At 66.8% G+C, this 17,383-nt stretch carries 14 protein-coding genes and 2 tRNA genes; 11 read left to right on the plus strand and 5 right to left on the minus strand.

Going from position 1 to position 17,383, the window contains the following annotated elements:
• The first annotated feature begins 2 nt into the window (after positions 1–2).
• Positions 3–1,691: a zinc ribbon domain-containing protein gene (locus AC3IPY_RS02390; protein ID WP_489186412.1), complete on the plus strand. Its 1,689-nt coding sequence runs from the start codon at positions 3–5 to the stop codon at positions 1,689–1,691.
• Positions 1,692–1,768: 77 nt separating this feature from the next.
• Here AC3IPY_RS02390 and AC3IPY_RS02395 read toward each other — a convergent pair whose 3' ends face one another.
• Positions 1,769–4,258, minus strand: a complete 2,490-nt coding sequence (locus tag AC3IPY_RS02395; RefSeq protein WP_489186414.1) for an AfsR/SARP family transcriptional regulator — start codon at positions 4,256–4,258, stop codon at positions 1,769–1,771.
• 275 nt (positions 4,259–4,533) lie between these two features.
• Between AC3IPY_RS02395 and AC3IPY_RS02400 the strand changes: the two genes are divergently transcribed.
• Positions 4,534–4,605: transfer RNA gene (locus tag AC3IPY_RS02400), tRNA-Thr, on the plus strand.
• 48 nt (positions 4,606–4,653) lie between these two features.
• Positions 4,654–4,727 (plus strand) — tRNA-Met (locus AC3IPY_RS02405).
• A 137-nt stretch (positions 4,728–4,864) separates the two neighbouring features.
• Here AC3IPY_RS02405 and AC3IPY_RS02410 read toward each other — a convergent pair.
• The 3 genes from AC3IPY_RS02410 to AC3IPY_RS02420 all read right to left on the minus strand — a co-directional run bounded on the left by AC3IPY_RS02410 (position 4,865) and on the right by AC3IPY_RS02420 (position 9,082).
• Positions 4,865–5,929, minus strand: a complete 1,065-nt coding sequence (locus AC3IPY_RS02410; protein WP_489186415.1) for a site-specific integrase — start codon at positions 5,927–5,929, stop codon at positions 4,865–4,867.
• A 328-nt stretch (positions 5,930–6,257) separates the two neighbouring features.
• The gene (locus tag AC3IPY_RS02415) at positions 6,258–7,784 is read right to left on the minus strand and encodes a P-loop ATPase, Sll1717 family (RefSeq protein WP_489186417.1); all 1,527 of its coding nucleotides are present in this window, start codon (positions 7,782–7,784) and stop codon (positions 6,258–6,260) included.
• 71 nt (positions 7,785–7,855) lie between these two features.
• Positions 7,856–9,082, minus strand: coding sequence for a helix-turn-helix domain-containing protein (locus AC3IPY_RS02420; RefSeq protein ID WP_489186418.1), 1,227 nt, complete (start codon positions 9,080–9,082; stop codon positions 7,856–7,858).
• Positions 9,083–9,134: 52 nt separating this feature from the next.
• Between AC3IPY_RS02420 and AC3IPY_RS02425 the strand changes: the two genes are divergently transcribed.
• The 7 genes from AC3IPY_RS02425 to AC3IPY_RS02455 all read left to right on the plus strand — a co-directional run bounded on the left by AC3IPY_RS02425 (position 9,135) and on the right by AC3IPY_RS02455 (position 14,477).
• Entirely contained in the window at positions 9,135–9,374 is a 240-nt protein-coding gene (locus tag AC3IPY_RS02425) for a helix-turn-helix transcriptional regulator (RefSeq protein ID WP_489186419.1), read from the plus strand.
• Positions 9,371–9,742 carry a hypothetical protein gene (locus tag AC3IPY_RS02430; protein WP_489186421.1) on the plus strand — a complete coding sequence of 124 codons (372 nt, stop codon included), beginning with the start codon at positions 9,371–9,373 and terminating at the stop codon, positions 9,740–9,742. Before AC3IPY_RS02425 ends, AC3IPY_RS02430 begins: the two co-directional genes overlap by 4 nt.
• Positions 9,742–10,887 carry a DUF3631 domain-containing protein gene (locus AC3IPY_RS02435; RefSeq protein ID WP_489186422.1) on the plus strand — a complete coding sequence of 382 codons (1,146 nt, stop codon included), beginning with the start codon at positions 9,742–9,744 and terminating at the stop codon, positions 10,885–10,887. The genes AC3IPY_RS02430 and AC3IPY_RS02435 overlap by 1 nt, the downstream gene beginning before the upstream one ends.
• A 197-nt stretch (positions 10,888–11,084) precedes the next feature.
• A complete protein-coding gene (gene mobC / locus AC3IPY_RS02440; RefSeq protein WP_489186424.1) occupies positions 11,085–11,591 on the plus strand; it encodes a plasmid mobilization relaxosome protein MobC in 507 nt (168 codons plus the stop codon).
• The gene (locus tag AC3IPY_RS02445) at positions 11,588–12,283 is read left to right on the plus strand and encodes a DUF8175 domain-containg protein (RefSeq protein ID WP_489186426.1); all 696 of its coding nucleotides are present in this window, start codon (positions 11,588–11,590) and stop codon (positions 12,281–12,283) included. The genes mobC and AC3IPY_RS02445 overlap by 4 nt, the downstream gene beginning before the upstream one ends.
• Positions 12,280–13,755 (plus strand): TrbL/VirB6 family protein, encoded by a 1,476-nt coding sequence (locus tag AC3IPY_RS02450; protein ID WP_489186427.1) that lies wholly within the window; start codon positions 12,280–12,282, stop codon positions 13,753–13,755. Before AC3IPY_RS02445 ends, AC3IPY_RS02450 begins: the two co-directional genes overlap by 4 nt.
• 80 nt (positions 13,756–13,835) lie before the next feature.
• Positions 13,836–14,477 carry a DUF2637 domain-containing protein gene (locus tag AC3IPY_RS02455; RefSeq protein ID WP_489186428.1) on the plus strand — a complete coding sequence of 214 codons (642 nt, stop codon included), beginning with the start codon at positions 13,836–13,838 and terminating at the stop codon, positions 14,475–14,477.
• A gap of 340 nt (positions 14,478–14,817) precedes the next feature.
• On the opposite strand, the gene AC3IPY_RS02460 is transcribed toward AC3IPY_RS02455, so the two are convergent.
• Positions 14,818–15,129 (minus strand): hypothetical protein, encoded by a 312-nt coding sequence (locus tag AC3IPY_RS02460; RefSeq protein WP_489186429.1) that lies wholly within the window; start codon positions 15,127–15,129, stop codon positions 14,818–14,820.
• 450 nt (positions 15,130–15,579) lie between these two features.
• On the opposite strand from AC3IPY_RS02460, the gene AC3IPY_RS02465 reads away from it, so the two are divergent.
• Entirely contained in the window at positions 15,580–17,241 is a 1,662-nt protein-coding gene (locus AC3IPY_RS02465) for an IS30 family transposase (RefSeq protein ID WP_489186430.1), read from the plus strand.
• The last annotated feature ends 142 nt before the right edge of the window (positions 17,242–17,383 follow it).

The following is a 17,383-nucleotide window of genomic DNA, read 5'->3' on the forward strand; positions in this document are numbered from 1 at the left end:
GCATGGCCGACGGCATCGTCTGCGACGAATGCGGGGCGCACAACGAGGAGGGCGACGACTTCTGCGGCCAGTGCGGTGCGTACCTCGCCTGGGATCGCAGCGCCACGGCGACGGATGCCGCGCCCGCGACCTCGTTCGAGGACGCGGCGTGGGAGCCGGAGCCCGTGCCGGAGCCGGAGCCCGAGCCTGAGCCGGTGGCGGAGACCGAGCCGGAGCCCGAGCCTGAGCCGGAACCCGAACCGGAACCCGAGCCGGTGGCGGAGCCCAAGCCTGAGCCCGAGCCGGAACCCGAACCGGAACCCGAGCCGGTGGCGGAGCCCGAGCCCGAACCGGAACCCGAACCTGAACCGGAACCTGAACCGGAACCGGAACCGGAACCGGAACCGGAACCGGAACCCGAGCCGGAACCGGAACCGGAACCGGAACCGGTACCCGTCCCTGAACCGGAACCCGAACCCGAGCCGGTACCCGTCCCCGAACCCGAACCGACTCCCGACCCCGCGTCGGCCGCCGAGCGCGACCCGGTGCCGGTGCCTGAAGATTCGCGAACGCGAGCGAATGCGACGAGCGAGCCGGCGCGGGCTGCGCGCGCTCGTGGCATGTTCTCGCGTTCGCGCCTGCCGGAGACAAAGGCCGACCCCGCCGCGGCGGCACCGACCGCCGCGGCGGGGGTCGCGACATCCGCTCGCCATGCCGTCGCGTCGGCCGTGACGACGCCGCCAGCCGGGACCGCGTCTGCGACCGCGCCGCCGACCGCGACGCCGCCGACCGCGACCCCGCCGACCGCGACGCCGCCTGCCGCGACGCCGCCTGCCGCGACCCAGCCGAAGCCGGCACGGCCGAAGCCGACCCAGCCCATGGCGACGAAACCCGCCGCTGCGAAGCCCGCGACGCAGGCGAGGCCGACGGGGCCCGCGCCGATGAAGCCCACCGCGGTGCCGCAGCGTCCGGTGCGCCGGCAGGCGACGCCCGCGGATGCGCCGAAGCCCGGCGATCTCGTCTGCCCGAACTGCGGAGCGGGCAACGCTCCCGGCCGTCACTTCTGCCGTCGGTGCGCTGCCCCGCTCGGGCCCGAGCCCGACCGTTCGCGTCCGGTCTCCCGGCAGGCGGCGATCGGCACGCGTCCGAAGCGCCGGCGCCGGTTCCGCTACGGCTGGATCATCACCGTGCTCGTGATCGCGGCCCTCGTGACGCTGGCATGGTTCACCCGTGCGTCGATCTTCGGGTTCATCGCGACGGCGGCCGATCGAGTGGTCGACTCGAGCGCCTACAACCCGGTCGGCCTCGCCGCGTCGAGCTCCGCCGACGGGCGCGGGCCCGAGCTCGCGCACGACGGCTTCTCCGACCGGTCGTGGGCGCCCGCGTCGACCGGGCCGGCGACCGGCGAGTGGCTGGCGGCGACCTTCGACACCCCGTTCCGGCTCGTCGCCGTGCAGGTCTCATCGGGGGCCTCGGCCGTGCAGGCCGACTTCCTCGCCGAGGCGCGCCCGTCGACCCTGCTGGTCACGACGACGGATGCCGCGGGCACGACCCGCGACCAGACGTTGAAGCTCGCCGACGAGCCGGGGCCTCAACGATTCGACCTCGGCGTCGACGACGTGGTCTCGGTGCAGCTCACGATCGAGGGAGCCTTCGGGGCGACGGACGCGACGCATGTCGCGATCGCCGAGGTCGAGTTCTTCGGCCGTTGAGCGTCGACCGCTCCGCCACTGATGCCAGGGTGGCATCAGTGGCGGAGTCACCGCGAGGGACGCCGATCGCCGCCGGCTCACACGCCGAGCGTGGCGCGCATGCTGCGGTAGCCCTGCTGCGCGCGGCGGGCGGCGATGACGTCGCCGGCCCGTTCGTGCATCGTCACGAGCGTGCGCCACGACTCATCCAGCCACGGATCGATCTCGACCGCGCGGCGAGCTGCGGCGACGGCCGGCTTCGTCTCGTCGAAGTGCGCGTGCAGGTGCGCGAGCGATGCCGCGGCCTCGCTCGCGCGGTGCCGGTAGCGCTCGCGGGCCCCGACCGCCCACTCGGCCGGACCGTCCTCTGGCAGCACGTCGCCGGTGTAGAGCTCGAGCGCGGCGACCAGCCGATCGCGCGCGACCGCGGGTTCGCGCCGGGCCTTGGCGACGGCCGCCTCGCTCAGATGCGCGTCGAAGTCGACGAGATCGCAGTCGTGGTCGCCGACCAGGCCGAGGCGGTACGCCTCGCCGACGCGCTCGACGATGCCGCCCTCGCGGCCCGACCCGGGGACGATGCGGCGAAGGCTCGACACGCTCACATGCAGCGCGTGCAGGGCCGACTCGCTGCCGAGGTCGGTCCAGAGCAGGTCGGCGATGAGTTCGCGGTGCAGCGGGGCGCCGGCGTTCAGGGCGAGCATGCGGAGCAGCATCCGCGCCTGCGGTCGCACGAGCCGGAGGTCGGCGTCGATCCCGTCCAGGCGGAGCCGGAACCCGCCGAAGCAGGTGACCGTGACGCGCACGGCGCCCGGATCGCGCACTCGCGCATGCCCTCGCGGCCTCCGCGGCAACGAGACCGGCAGCCGCGGCAGGCCCGTCTCGAGCGCGGCGCGTCGTGCGGCGCTCGCATGCCTCGCAGCGGTCCCCGGATCGGGGGATCGGATGGCGGATGCCGCCTCCAGGAGCGCACGCGGTCCGGGCAGGTTCGCGGAGATCGTCGCAGCGTCGACGGCCGCGCAGAGCTGGGCCGCGCGCGGATCGCCGGTGCCGGCGGCGCCGACCGCGGCGACGGCACGACCCCAGGTCGCGACATCCGCGAGCCCCAGCCGGTCGCATCGGGCGGCGAACGAGATCGCCCGGTCGGCCTCGAGCCTTCCGTGACGGAACCGGTCCAGCACGTCGATCGCCTCGACGATGCCGATTCCGAGGAGGTCGCCGCGCTGCTCGAGCTGATCGCCGACCTGGCGCACCGTGCCGCGCTCGGGGTGGTCCGTGAGCGCGGCGATCGCGCCCCGCACGACGCGGCCGATGCCGCCGAGCCCGTGGTCCACCGCGTGGCGTTCGACCGCGAGCAGCCCGTCGAGCGTCTCCTCGGCGGTCGCGAGCGGGGCACGGATGACGAGCAGGGTCAATTGGGCCGCGCAGCGCTCGCCGGCCCCGGCCGCCGTTCGCACGAGGCGCCGCAGGAGCGGCACCGCACCGGTCAGATCGCCTCGACGCACGCGGGCGAGCGCGGCGTACAGGGGCGGGAGCGGCTCGTGCGAGCCGGAGCCGGAGCCCGACGGCCGGAGATCCTCGACCCGTGATGCGACGCGGTCCTCGGCGCGAGCCGATTCGACCGCGGCGGCGATGCCTGGCGAGCGCCGCAGGACGTGCGCGGGCACCGGCTCGGGCCAGAGTGTCGCGCTCGCCGAGACCGCCGGTTCACGGAGCAGGGCTTCGAGCTCGGTCCAGCAACGCCCGGCCGCGAGCGCGTCGGCGGCTTCGACCGCTGAGCCCTCGTCCATCAGTACACGGCATGCGGCCGATGCCGATGCCGCACGCGCGGCGGGTTCCATGCTGCGCAGCAGGTGTCGCCGCAGGATCGGCGGCAGCGCGCGACGACCTCGGTCGCCCTTGCTGTGCATGACGACGCCTCGGTCGAGGGCGCCGATGAGCGTCACCGCGCCCACGTGCCCGAGCATCCCGGTCGCCCGAGCCAGGTCGAGCCGCGGCATCGTGGCCGTCGCGGTGAGCGCGAGGACGAGTTGCTCCGGCAGCCCGCAGAGCACCTCCTCGAGCCACCCCGACGCGGTGTCGCCGGCGAGGGTGTCGGCGAGCCAGGTCTCCAGCGACTCGTCGGTCGTGGCGTCGGCGTTCGCGGCGAGTTCCCGGGTCGGCTGCGCCCAGCCCGCCGTCTCCCGGCGCACGCGGGACGCCATCTCGAGGTCGAGGCGATGACGGCTGACCCGATGGAACATCCCGGCGACGTCGGGCAGGCGCAGCGCGAGGTCGGGGGCGACGACGAGGTCGTCGCGCTGCATCGGGAACGACGGCGGCCGTCGCGAGACGACGACCAGACGACCCAGGCCGGATGCCGCGACGAACGCCTCGAGCACGGGCTCGGCGTCGGTCCCGAGCAGATGGTGGGCGTCGTCGATCGCGAGCGATCCGTTGGATCCGTCGGCGGCATCGAGGAGGCGATGGCGCGCGACATCCGCATCGCTCCACTCGCGGGTGGCGTGGACGACGCCGCCGCCGGTGTCGACGAGGGCGCGTCTGGCGTACTCGGACTTGCCGCTGCCGGCCGCACCGATGACGAACGTCACCGCACCGCCCCGCGCGACGCGCGCGCGGCGAGACGCGCCGGACCTCGGTCCGGCATCGTCGATCACCGTGGCGTTCGAGATCACCGTCGTCCCCCAATTGACGAACTGCGCTCCGAATGCCGTCAGGGTACTGCGATGCCCGCGGGCGCGGCATCCGTGGCAGCACTGATGGCTGTCCCCAGAACGGGGGCGAGCGTGGTTCGCTGGCTGTCGCGCCCGGTTCGAAGCATGCCCTGAGAGGTGATATCCTCTTCAGGTTGCCGATTGCGGCACATGCCCCGATAGCTCAGTGGTAGAGCACTTCCATGGTAAGGAAGGGGTCGTCAGTTCAATCCTGACTCGGGGCTCTGGTTCTCTCGGTTCGGCCGTCTCGGCAGATCCGGCGAAACCTTCCCGGCGGGGTAGCTCAGGTGGTTAGAGCACACGGCTCATAATCGTGGTGTCGCGGGTTCGAGTCCCGCCCTCGCTACAACAGCAGAACCCTGCGGATCGCGGGTTCGTTTCTCTTGGTTCTGACGTCGCGGACCGGTTCACGTGACCACATCCTGACCACATTCGTCGTGCATCAGTGGTGATTCAAGGGACGTTTCGCTGTCTCGTCGTGACTCATTCATCGATGACGACGCCGGCTCGAAGAGCCGCTTCGTCCAGTCGCGCGGCCACGGTGTCGAGATCGTCGTCGAAGAGATCCGAGTAAGTGTCGAGCGTCATGGCGGCTGAGGCGTGACCAAGCATGCGCTGCACCGCCTTGACGTTCGCGCCCGCCGAGACCGCGAGGCTCGCTGCAGTATGGCGAAGGTCGTGCACGGTCATCGGCTCGAGTTCCGCGTGCCGCAATGACTTGTCGAACCAAGAGTTCTCTCGGACGGTGGGTGTCGTGAGATGACCGCCGGACCTGTCGGGGAAGAGCAGGGAGCTCGGTGGCCGGTCTGCACACAGCTGAGCGAGTGGCGCGCCCAAGAAAGCAGGGAATGGAACCGCCCGGCGCTTGTGCGTCTTGGGGGTACCGACCACGACCTTGCCGCCCACCAGGACTGCGTTGACGCTCACAGTGATTCGGCGCCGGTCGAGGTCAACGTCACCGACGCGAAGCCCGCTCACCTCACCCCAACGAAGCCCGGTGTAGGCCAAGACCCGGAGCAGCGTCGCGTGCTCGCCCGCAGCTCGAGCGAGCTGGTCGACCTGCTGGTGGCTGAGGTACACGTGCTCCCGGCTCACCTTTCGGGGCAGGCCCACGCCTCGGGCAGGATTCGACGGGATGCGGCGATCCTTCACCGCGGCGTCGAGAATGCCCGCGAGTACACCAAAGCAACGATGGACGAGGGCAGGCGACTTGGGCTTCGACTTGCCGCCATCCCCGGAGCTAAGGCGGGCAACCCATTCCTGTACGTCGCTGTGGCGCACGTCGCCAATCGGGACTCGCCCCCAGGCCGGCTCGACGTGGAGACGCCATGCTGACTCGACCACCGCGACTGAGGACGGCTTGAGATGCGTCTGCGAAGCGAGCCACGCTGCGCCGGCGGGGCCGACGGTCATTCGCGCATGGGACGGATCGATGTAGGTGCCGGCTGCCTTGCCGAGTTCGACGCTGGCCAGGAAGAGTTCCGCTTCCTTCTTCGTCCTGAATCCTCGCTTGGTGGTCTGCGAATGATCGGGCTTGCGATATCGCACTCGATACCGCTTGCCGGCAGCGGTTGCGTAAGGCTCCACAGTCGCCAAGGCTTCTCTATCCCTTTCCTTCTTGTACGCAATGAGCGGCTCGAGCGCGACCTGAATCAGTCGGATGACGACTCGTCGTTTGGGTGAGGTCGTCGCGATCTGATGCTGCGTGCCCGAGTCGCCGCGCGATGGGACGCGCGGCCGGCCGGAAATTCAGGCCCGGAGCAATCCGTCGTCGTATTCGAGCCCTGCATCTATCCATGCTGCCGGCAGGTCATTCGTCATGAGGAGTGGACGGCAGTATGTTGCTCCGTGCAACCGCGCGGAGAGTTGCCGTTCGTCACTCCTCGATTTGTACACCCTTGAGTTCCGGAGCTCGACCTTGAACCAACCCCAGCGCGGGGCGATAGAGGAACGGGGCCCAGTAGTGGTCCTTGCGTTGTTCGAAGACGCCCAGACTCACCAGTCGAGCGATGCGTCGGTCCGTTTCGGCAGCATCGGTTCCCCAGATTCGAGAGAAGCTCGCATGATTCTGCGCGCCCTTCTCTCCCTCCAACACCTCGAGATACGGCACGACATCTGGGTACTCGGCGTAGATCGTGGACTCTATGCGCTCATTAGAGACCTCGCGGTCGGCGGCTTCGAACGCCTTCGGGTGAAATATGGCCTCACCTTCTGTCTCGTCAAGGCCCGTCTCGAATCGCGCGACTTGCTCGTCTCGTGCATGCGCGAAGAGGGAGACGAGTTCACGCGGGGCATTCACCCCGAGGCCGTCTCGGGTGTGATTAAGACACCATCGGAATAACGTCTTCGTCTTACCGGAGCCGGTGTCGACTGCGCGCGGGAACACGCGTTGGAATACCTCCTCCTGAAGCTTGGAATCGGCGATAACTGCCTTCGCGTTCAACCCGTAGTGCTCAACAAGGTCCGCACTCTTTACCAAGCGGCGTGTTACTAGCTGTTGCAGCGCCGGGTCGGTCCAGGTGATCACCTTTCGCCTAACGATGTGGCTAGCCTCGCGGAATCCACCCGAGGTGATTTCGGCCCATATGTCGGATCGAAGGAACAACTTCAAGCCGATGCGGTCGTATCCCTTGAGGTCGAGATATGCCCTGAATAGGGCACGCAGTGCGTTCCGCTCGAGTTCCGGCGCGGTCGCGAAGGCGGCGTCAAGGCGATCAAGGCAAATCCAGACCGTCTTGCCTGAGTGTGCCAGTGCAGCTTGTGCGAGTTCGAACAGGTCGCTCGTATCCTCCTGCGCTACAGCGTTGGGCGCTACATCCGTGGGTGATGCAAATGTGATCGAACCCGTGACTCCAGTCGGCATGCTCGTAATCGGATCTAGATGAAGTTCGCTTTCGACCTTCTCGGGCGAAATGCGGCTCACCACATACGCCCAGATCGCTTGGAGAACCTTCTTCCTGGGCTTCGCCCCCGAAAGCAGATCCGCGTTCCGTAACTTCTCGTGCAAGTCTCTTGCTTCCGGCGCTTTGCAGTCCGCTTGCGTTAGCTGCTCACTGACAATGCTCGCGAAATAGAGGAGCCATATCTCCTTGAACGCAGCCTCGGACGGATTCTTCTCGACGAGGGACTGAAACGCTGGTTCGCCCTGAGGGTTTTCGGCAGCGGCCACCAGCACATCTCGTTCTGCGAGTAGCTTCCTTCGTTCGATCAGCGTCGAGTAGATTGCACTCTTCCCCCCGCCCTTGGGGGCGAGAATAAGGTCCAACTTGTCGTCCCATACTTTGCGCCAGACATCCGTTTCGAGGAAGTAGGAAGCAAGCTCCGACTTCTCGTCTTCGGCGACACCGCTTCCGAAATCGAGGGAGTTGACGATCGACAGCTTTTGGTCGAGCAGAGATGACATGGTCTGATCCTAGGGAACGCGCACGCGGCTGCCGCGAACCTACTACGTGCTCAGTTATCAGTTGCCGGATGCTACTGCCGACGTCGCAGGCGGTCGCGCAATCTAGTCCGCGCTGGCGAGCGTGGAGGCTCGGGCATAGGGACCTCGATGCCGAGGCTCGCGGCATCTCTAAGCATCCAACCGAGCGTTTCCTGCGAGAAGAGCTGCGCAGCGCGGTGCTGACGTCGTAGCTCGTCGGACGCGGATCTGTCCAGAGTCGCTGGTTCGTCCCGCAGCCTTATCCAAGGCTCGAGTCCACGAGCGACGTGCATGCGCTGAACCTCGAGCGGTGACGGTCGGTATTCCTCGCTGGCGAACCTCAATGGATCGCTTGGCGCCGACATCCACAGGTCTAACTCGTGAGTCGACCTTCGTTCGAAGAGCGGGCCCATCCCCGGAATGCGGGATGGCAAGAATGGGGCAGAGAAGTCAAATAGCAGGACTATCGGAGAAATACCGATCGCCATCGCAATTTCGAGGACCTGCGCAAGGGATGCGTCGGTCTTGCGGCCGCTCTCGAGGTTGCGAATGACGCTCTCGGACACGTGCGGATTGCCGATCTCAGTGGCGAGTTCAGCAGCTGAACGGAAGCCGGCCTCCTTTCGCAGTCGACGGATGCGGGCACCTAGGTAGGCCGGAAAGCTGTCCTCGTTCGATGGAGTGTCTCCGCGGCCACTCGTCTTCCGAAGGTCCATCGCCTGCTCCGCAGCCAAGGTGAGCAATGCATCGATGGAGTCGTCAATCTCCCGGTTCGCCGCCCGAAGGTGATCGAAGTATTGAGGGGCGTCGTACTTGGCCTTGTCGTCGACGGCCTTCTGAATGGACTCCCGTCTCATCGACTGCATCCACGACGACTCCTCCAGCAGCCGGCTGATGACGAGTCGGCTCGCCTCGATCGGGCGGGACGTTTGGTCACGGTCAGCCTCGCTCCCACCCGACGCGGTGAACCACCGGTCGAACTCGAGTGCGCTCATCCGACTGAACACGGGCCCCAAGCCCTGGATGTCGATCGGCTGGAACGGTCGCGAGAAGTCGACGATCAGCGCCAGGGGCGATATCTCCAGTGCCATCGCGATCTCGAGCATCTGCACGATCGACAACTCGGCCTTGCGGCCGCTCTCGATGTTCCGAAGGACGTTGTGAGAGACGGCGTCGGAGCCGATGGCGTTCGCAAGGTCGAGCGATGACCGGAGGCCGCGCGCGGCGCGCGCGTCCTTGACGCGTCGGCCGAACGCCGCGACCCACTCGTCTTGTGTCAAATTGACCCCTCAGCTGATTCTACGGTGTCGAACTGACCACCGAATCGAGAGCGTGAAGTACGCACTGATCACACGACTCGGAGGCAATCACATGGACGTCAAGCACCTTCTCCTCACCCCTCGCGAGGTGAGCGAATGGACCGGACTCTCAATGGGCGCACTTGCCCAGCTGCGGTACAAGGGACTGGGTCCCAGTTTCATCAAATTGACACCAAAGACCGTTCGCTACATCCCCGAGCAGGTCGAGGCGTGGATCGAAGAGAGCGTTCGGTCGCAGACGGGACAGCGGTGATCGCCAGCATCGGGGGCAAGCCGGGAGCGGATGTCACCTTCTTCGGCCGAGGCATCCCGCCCCTGAATGAGGACGAGCTCTGGGAGCACATCGCCTCCAGCGCTCACGGGTGGCAGACATGGCTCGACGGCTATGGCGCCGGATTCGCCGCAGCGCAGGGCGCACTCATCGACCGGGTGCTCCGAGCGGAGGCGGACGCCGATCGGTACTACGCGCTTGCGTTCAACCCGCGTGAGACCGTCAAGGTCCTCGATAGTTACGCGGAGCGATGCATCCGTCGTGGTGAGCCTGAGCGTGCACGTCGAGCGCAGGAGCGCATTGATCGGCTCTTTCCGACCGGCCGCCTTCAGATGACGGGTGCACGCTGATGCCTACCGGTGCCGACATCCTCGACAAGACGAAGGCGGCGCTTGCCGACTATTGCATCCTGCCGTCAGCCGAGGCGCTCGACGCGATCACCCTATGGATCGCGATGACCCACGCTTCGGCTGCGTTCGACTTCGCACCCCGGCTCGTCGTCAAGTCGGTGGAGAAGCGGAGCGGCAAGACCAGGGTGCTCGAGGTCGTCGACGGTATGAGTCACGACCCGATCCGCTTGGTGAATGCTTCGATCTCCTACCTGTTCAGGCGGGTTGAGCTCGCTGGCGATCAGCCGCCCACCCTGCTGCTCGACGAGGCCGACACGTTGTTCGGATCGCCGCGGCAGGCAGAGCGGAACGAGGACCTGCGTGGGTTGCTCAACTCGGGTTTCCAAAGAGGAACGCTCTATGGGCGCGTTGAAGGACAGACGCTCAAGCCCCGCGAGTACCGCACGTTCGCGATGGCAGCGCTGGCCGGGATCGGCGATCTACCGGACACCATCGAGGACCGCGCCGTCGTCGTGCGGATCAAGCGACGTGGCCCGGGGGAGTATGCGATGCCGTTCCGGAGCCGTAACGACGGGGGCCGGCTTCTACAGATCCGCTCCGAGCTCGCTGCCTGGTTGGAGGACTCGATCGACGATCTGGCCGCGCTCCGTCCGGACCTTCCAGTCGTCGACCGGGCGGCCGATGTTTGGGAGCCCCTCTGTGCCATCGCCGACTACGCAGGAGGCCAGTGGCCCCGACAAGCGTGGCAGGCGGCGAAGAGCCTGACCTCTGCGCAGTACGACTCGGCGGTCGATTCATCGTTCTCGGCGCAGCTCTTGAACGATGTGCGGATCGTGTTCGGTCAGCTCGGAACGCCCAAGGCGCTCCCGACCGCCATCATCATCGAGCGGCTCGGTGCCTTGGACGAAGCGCCCTGGAGGACGCTCAACGGCACCGGGCTCGACCCTCGGATCCTGTCTCGTCGGCTCACCCCATACGGCGTCCGCCCCGTCAGCGTTCGGATCGGAACCGAGGTGGTCCGCGGGTACCGCCACGCCGATCTCAAAGACGCGTGGGATCGCTACCTCGAGCCCGAGGCACAGGGCGATACAGCCGCGACATCCGCTACTCAGCAGCCGCCGTCTGTAGCGCTCGTCATGGTGTAGCGGATGTCACCGCTACATGAATCTCGCGAAGAACCAATCGAAGGAAAGGTCGATATGTACCGAGACCGTCGCTTGACGAACACCCGAACCAAAAGCGGAGCAAGCTATAGCGTTAGGTGCCCTAACGCCGCCAATCCCGAAGCGGATGCCTCGGACGCCAACCTGCCGGGTGGTCGCTGCGCTGGGCAAGAGGCACGATGAGCGCCCAGATTGACGGGGGAGCCCGTCGACAAATGCATGCCGGAGAGGCCAGATCGAAGCGCTACGTCGTCAAGGTCACTCCGACCGATGAGGCACGGCTCGAGGCCGCTGCCGGCGAACGCCAGATCACCGTCGCACGGCTTCTCGTGGAGTCGGCACTCGCGCCGCTCGTCGAACCTGACGCCGATTCGGCGTTGACCGAAACAGATCGGCGCGACCTGCTGACAGCGACTTTCGCGCTGCGGCAATTGGCATCGAGCTCGGCCAACAACGTGAATCAGATCGCGAAGTACGCCAACGAGAACCGCCTCTTTCCAGTCGAGGCCGCCGAGGCCCTGATGGTCACGCGCGAGCTGCTGCTTCGCATCGATGAGTTCCTCGATCGGTTCCATCCGCAGTCCGAACTCGCGAGACGTCGGAGAGCACGTGACGTAGCCGTGGAGCGCGTCGATCGGCAGTGGGCCGATCTGCTCGGTCACAAGGCAGGAGAGGAAGAACGATGAGCAAAAAAGATGACTCACGACCGAGCCCCTTCGCTTCGCCCTCGTGGATCGCGTCGGCGATCTTCGTTGGCGGTCTGGTGGTTCTTGGCGTGGTGGTCTCGATCGGGATCGTGCACAAGGACTCTGCGCCCTCCGAGCACGGATCCCCAACAGCTGTTCCCGCGTGTGCTCACGAGTCGCAGAACGTCGAGGCCTCCGATTTGCAGGAGGTGGACTGGGATGCGATCGGGGATGTCTATGCGCCGTCGCTGGCCGGAACTGGGCCCACCCTCGTAGAGACAGACGGCTTCCGTCGGTGCTTCGCAAGATCCGAGCCCGGAGCAGTGGTTGCTGCCGCCACGTATGTCGCCATCGGCAGTGGCCGACCAGAGCTGAGCGCCCGGCTTGCTTCGGACGCGACCTTGCCGGGACCAGGGCGCGACGCGGCGATTGCCCAGACGGATGCCTCGTCGACCGGATCGAGTGCTGAGCTTCAGATCGTCGCCTACCAGGTCGCCCGGTACACGACCACGGACGCTGAGATCAGGATCGCCGTGCGATCAGTCGACGGGCGGCTCGTGGCGGGCTCGGTTCCGCTCCGGTGGGCGGACGACGACTGGAAGCTGGTCGTCGACCCAGCGACGGGACGCTATGTCGAGCTCGCGGCTATCCCGAACCTTGCCGGGATGATCCAGTGGGGCGCGAACCAATGAGCTGCGAGTTCGGGAACTGGAGCTGCGAGCTCGGTGAGGCAGTCGGCCAGTGGGTCGGGGGAGCGACTGGTCAGGCGCTCGTGGCGATTGCACAGGCACTCGCCGATGGCCTGGGCCAACTGGTCCGCGCGCTCGGGACGATGTGGATCGCGGTGCCAACGCCCAAGATCGTCGAGAACCAGGAGATCTCGAGCATCGGCAACTCGACCGCCGGTGTCGTCATGATGTTGAACTGGGCCAGTTGGCTCGCCCTTATCGTCTGCATTCTCTCGCTCATCGGCTTCGGTGCGACGCTTGGGCTCCGTCGAGGGAACGAGCGCATACGACGCCTTGGGAGCATCCTCCTTGCGGTGGTCATGGTCAGCGGTGCCGGGTCGATCGTCGGCTACCTCGTGACCAGCCAGAACACGGAAGCCTCGCCCGCGATCGGATTCATCCACGAGTCCTTGCAGCCGCTGGTGATGGGGCTTGCCGTGCTCAGCCTCATCATCGCTGCCATCCGCACGGCGTGGGAACAGCGAGCGGATGGTGCGCGTCAGGCGCTTTCGTCGCTGCTCACGCTCGCCGTCGTCACCGGGGGCGGGCTCACGGCCGTGGCCGTACTTGTGGCGGCATCCGACGCGCTCGCGAGCGAGATCCTGGCGAACTCGAGCACCGGCGGGAGCTTCGAAGAGAATCTGCTCGCCATGCTCGGCGTCGCGCACGTCGCAACGGGAGGATCTGGCGTGCTGATCGTCATCGTGCTCGGGACCGTGGCGCTCTGCGGCTCGATCGTGCAGATCGGACTCATGGTGCTGAGAAGCGGGATGCTCGTGCTCCTGGCTGGGATCCTGCCGCTTTCGGCAAGCTTCACGAACACCGCGGTCGGCGCGAACTGGTTCCGGAAGTGCATCGGATGGCTGCTCGCGTTCATTCTCTACAAGCCCGCCGCCGCGTTGATCTACGCGACCGCGTTCCAGCTCGTCGGTACCGACCTGTTCGCCAGTGACGGGACGGGCATCTGGGCGGGCGTCGCGGGCGTCGCCATGATGCTCATGGCGCTGCTCGCGCTCCCAGCGCTCATGCGATTCGTTGCACCGGTCATGGCGCTGCAGGCCGGTGGCGCCGGCCTTGGCGCATCGATGGCCCGCGTTGGGGCAGAAGTGCCCACCGGAGCGGTTCGGGCATTCCAGGGTTCCCGTTCCCATGGGACGGCTGCCTATGGGGGGTCAGCTGCGACAGGGAGCAGCGGGGCGGCGTCCGGTTCTGGCGCAGGTGGAGCGGCCCTTGGAGGGGCGACCGCGGCAGGCGGCGTCGCCCTGCCGGCCGTTGCTGCTGCAGGCACCGCAATCGCAGCGGGGCAGAAGGCCGCTGACGGCGTGAAGGCTGGCGCCGAGCAAGCCGCTTCTGCCCCGTCCCAGGATGCTCCCGGTCCGGGTGCCCGGGCCGCGCCGTCCGGTGCGCCGGAGGCAAGACCGCGCCCTGGGACCTAAGGCGTTCCGGCGCCACTACCGACCGCCGTGAGATTGGCCTGTGGGCCAACCGATCCACCCGGCCCGAACAAAGGAGAGAAATGTCCCAGCTGCCCCGCCGGATCAACCCGGACACCCGACCGGTGCTCGTTGTTGCTGCCAGCCTGACCGCGGTGCTCGGCGGTGTGTCGTTCTTGTTGTCCTATAACGGGCTCACGGCTACCGCCCCATGGGCCAGCATCCCGGCGGGACAGGCTTGGACCATTCCCGTGGTCATCGACGGTGCGATCCTCGTCTACACATTGGCCGTGCTCATCAAGCGTCGACGGGGTGAACGCGCCGTGCTGTATTGGTCCCTGCTCGCCGCGTTCACCGCGGCGTCTGTGGCAGGCAACGCCTTCCATGCTTGGGACGCTTCGGCCCAGGACTCCACCGGAATGGCCGGCGCGGCTATCGCGGGCCTCGCGCCGCTCGCCGTCTTGGCGGCGACGCACACGCTCGCTGATCTCATCGTTGAGCCGGCGCCCGCACGGATCGCTCTGCCAGAGGTGCGATCGGATGTCACGCCAACCGAGCGAGCGGACGCGATGACGCTCGCGGAGGACGAGCCCGTGTCCCGCGAGCAAGCCGTCGTCATCAGAGCGCGAGCCGGGCTCAGCCAACGGCGGATTGCCGCGGAGCTCGGCATGAGCAAGTCCACCGTTGGCCGCATCCTCACCAGTGCATCCGTTGAAGTGGACTGACTCTCGCTGCTGGCAACTCGCGATGCGAGCGAGAAGATGTCGAACATGGAATCTTGTTCGCTTGCTCGGAGCGACGCGATTGCCCTACTCCGAGTCGTGGCAACGTTGGAAGCACTGATCCAAAGCGGAGCCCTCAGCGATGTGAACGTGGACGCGCTCCGCAGGAGCCTGCAACGCCATGACGTGCTCGCGGCCGTCGACGATGGCGAGGATCGAGACGTGCAGCAGACCTTGGGCCGGCTAGCCCAGCAGCTTCATCTCGCACTCAGAGACTCCGACGATCCGACGGCCCGCCCGGTGGGATAGCTCAACTCGGCACGGCACCTCACACGGCTCCTGCTCATTCGAGCAACCAGCTGAACGTGTCCTCGATGCTCGCGAGGTCGTCTACAAGCTCTTCTCGATTGGCGTATTCGACCTGGGGCCGCGGGAGCAGGAGGCTGGGAGTCGAGTAGAAGACGCGGAAGCTCGATCCCTCGCAGTGGATCTGCGTTGGCAGGCTACCCGGCCCGAGGTACGAGGCCGGCCAAGTCCACATGTCATTCCAGTGCTCAGTCCAACCCTCGTCGCGTCTCGATTTCCAGCCGCGGGCTTGGAGAAGCTCGTCGGCCACGGGGTCGTACGGTGCAACGAATGTATCCAGCTCTTCCAAATTGATGTCCTCTCTTGCTCAACAATCGTGAGCGGCAGCTCGGCGCGTAAGCGTCTCCATGTAGCGGCGGGTGCCGCTACGACACAAGATCGCGGTCAAGCGTTCGCGCGGATGTCGCGCTGTTGCGGTCGTAGCGGTGGAGCGCATCGTGGGAGGCAGTGCCCCTACGAGCCGACGCTGCATCTCCTTGAGACGCCTGCGTTCAAGGTCGCCCGGTCCTGCTAAGGCAGACTCGTCCAACTACCTGTTGAATGAGGGCCGCAATCGCCGGCCTCACCACGGCCAGGTTGATCTCAAGCTTGAAGCGTTTAGGGCACCCCGGATTCTATTGATCGATGCAACACCCCGTTCTGGAGGTTGTTGCTCGTGGTGGCGTTGTTCTCTTCTCCCGCGGCTGTGCGGTTTCTCGCGGCGATCAGTCAAGGGCACGGCCTCAAAGGGTCCGCCCGGATGGCGGGGATCGATAAGGAGGTCGGGTACCGGTTCCTGCGTGACCGGTATGTCCAGCTCCGTCGTGGCGGGCTGAGTCCTGGTGACGCGGTCGATGCGCTCGGGTTCCGTTCGAGTCGGTTGCCGGACTGGGAAGCGGTAGTCGGGCGTGATGGCCGCCATCATCTGCGTGTCGATCCGTCACGCGAGCAGGTGTTCTGGGTCGCGTTCGAGTCGGGTGCGGGCTGCGATGCCGCGTCCCGGGCGGCGGGCGTGGCTCGTTCCACGGGCTACCGGTGGATCCAACGCCGCTTCGATGAACTTCGCTCCAGCGGAGTCAGGGTGACGCGGTGCGCCCACCGGCTACGAATCACCCCGGGTCGGGCCGACGCCTTCGAACTCGACCGGCAGGCCACGGAACGCCGCAAACGGAACGCAGCAACCGCGGCACACCGGGACGCGTTGCATGCGTCGGCCGGGCTGGTCGACGCCATGCTCGGCGAAACCGATGCCACGACACGTCGTCGGGAACGCACCGACCGGTACTGGCAGTTGATGCGCGAGGGCGTCAGCAACGTCGACGCTTGCAGAATCCTCGGTATGTCGCGTCGTGCTGGAACCCAGATCCGGAAGCAGAACAACTTCCTCATCCCCTCACTCACCCCACCACGGCCATCGACAGGGCGGTACCTGACCGGGCGGGAGCGGATGCAGATCGCGGACCTGCTCCGATTGGGATGCTCGATACGTCAGATCGGCCGCCAACTCGGCCGGCACCCGTCGACCATCAGCCGGGAACTACGCCGGCACACCGACCAGGCCGGGAACTACCTGCCCCGCACCGCGGACCATGACGCGCACCGGCAACGCGCCCGACCGAAGACCCCAAGGCTCGTCGGCAACGCCGTGTTGCGACGGCTCGTGCAACGCAAGCTGAACCGGTGCTGGTCACCCGAGGAGATCGCCGGGTGGCTCCGGAAGGCCTACCCCGACGAGCCCAGCATGCACGTCTGTCACGAGACCATCTACCGTGCCCTGCTCCTCCGCGAACCCGGCGGACTGCACCAGCGGTACGCGTCGAAGCTGCGCACCGGACGGCGGATCCGGAAGACCCGCTGGCGCACCCGCACCGGGCAGGGCTCAAGGATCCGGAACATGACCATGATCGACCAACGACCCGCTGAGATCGAAACGAAACTGACCGCCGGACACTGGGAAGGCGACCTCATCGTCGGGGTCGGATCCGTGTCCGCGATGGTCACCCTCCGTGAACGGAAAACCCAGTACGGGATGGTCATCAACCTGCCCAAGGACCACACCGCCGCGTCCGTGAACCACGCCGTGATCGGCGCGTTCGCGACCCTGCCCAAACACTTGAAGCGTTCCCTGACCTGGGACCAGGGCGTGGAAATGTCCAGCCACGAAGCCCTCACGAACGCGACCGGAATCCCGATCTACTTCGCCGAACGCGCCAGCCCCTGGCAACGCGGCGCGAACGAGAACTTCAACGGACTCCTCCGCCAGTACTTCCCGAAAGGCACGAACCTCGCCCAACACACCACCGCGCACGTCGCCCGCGTCGTCAACGAGATCAACCACCGCCCACGGAAAACCCTCGACTACGACACCCCAGCACGACGCCTCCGACAAGAACACCGCGCCCCGGCAACAGCACTCCGATAGCCTGCAAACACCTGTCCCGTTGCGTCGACCACCAGAATCCGCCGCACCGTCACCGGGCCGCTGTGCGGGCAGGGTATACGGGAATCTCGGCGCGTCGGCTGTCCCTGGGTGCAACGGCTCGAGCGGGAGAACCGGTGATCGA

This window comes from Agromyces sp. GL_144 (assembly GCF_057834305.1).

Excerpts from the sequence above, each read along its gene's own strand:
- AC3IPY_RS02465 (WP_489186430.1), top strand. The coding sequence starts at position 15,580 with ATGGCGGGGATCGATAAGGAGGTCGGGTACCGGTTCCTGCGTGACCGG.
- AC3IPY_RS02445 (WP_489186426.1), top strand. The coding sequence starts at position 11,588 with ATGAGCAAAAAAGATGACTCACGACCGAGCCCCTTCGCTTCGCCCTCG.
- AC3IPY_RS02415 (WP_489186417.1), bottom strand. The coding sequence starts at position 7,784 with ATGTCATCTCTGCTCGACCAAAAGCTGTCGATCGTCAACTCCCTCGAT.
- AC3IPY_RS02450 (WP_489186427.1), top strand. The coding sequence starts at position 12,280 with ATGAGCTGCGAGTTCGGGAACTGGAGCTGCGAGCTCGGTGAGGCAGTC.
- mobC (WP_489186424.1), top strand. The coding sequence starts at position 11,085 with ATGAGCGCCCAGATTGACGGGGGAGCCCGTCGACAAATGCATGCCGGA.
- AC3IPY_RS02390 (WP_489186412.1), top strand. The coding sequence starts at position 3 with ATGGCCGACGGCATCGTCTGCGACGAATGCGGGGCGCACAACGAGGAG.
- AC3IPY_RS02455 (WP_489186428.1), top strand. The coding sequence starts at position 13,836 with ATGTCCCAGCTGCCCCGCCGGATCAACCCGGACACCCGACCGGTGCTC.
- AC3IPY_RS02435 (WP_489186422.1), top strand. The coding sequence starts at position 9,742 with ATGCCTACCGGTGCCGACATCCTCGACAAGACGAAGGCGGCGCTTGCC.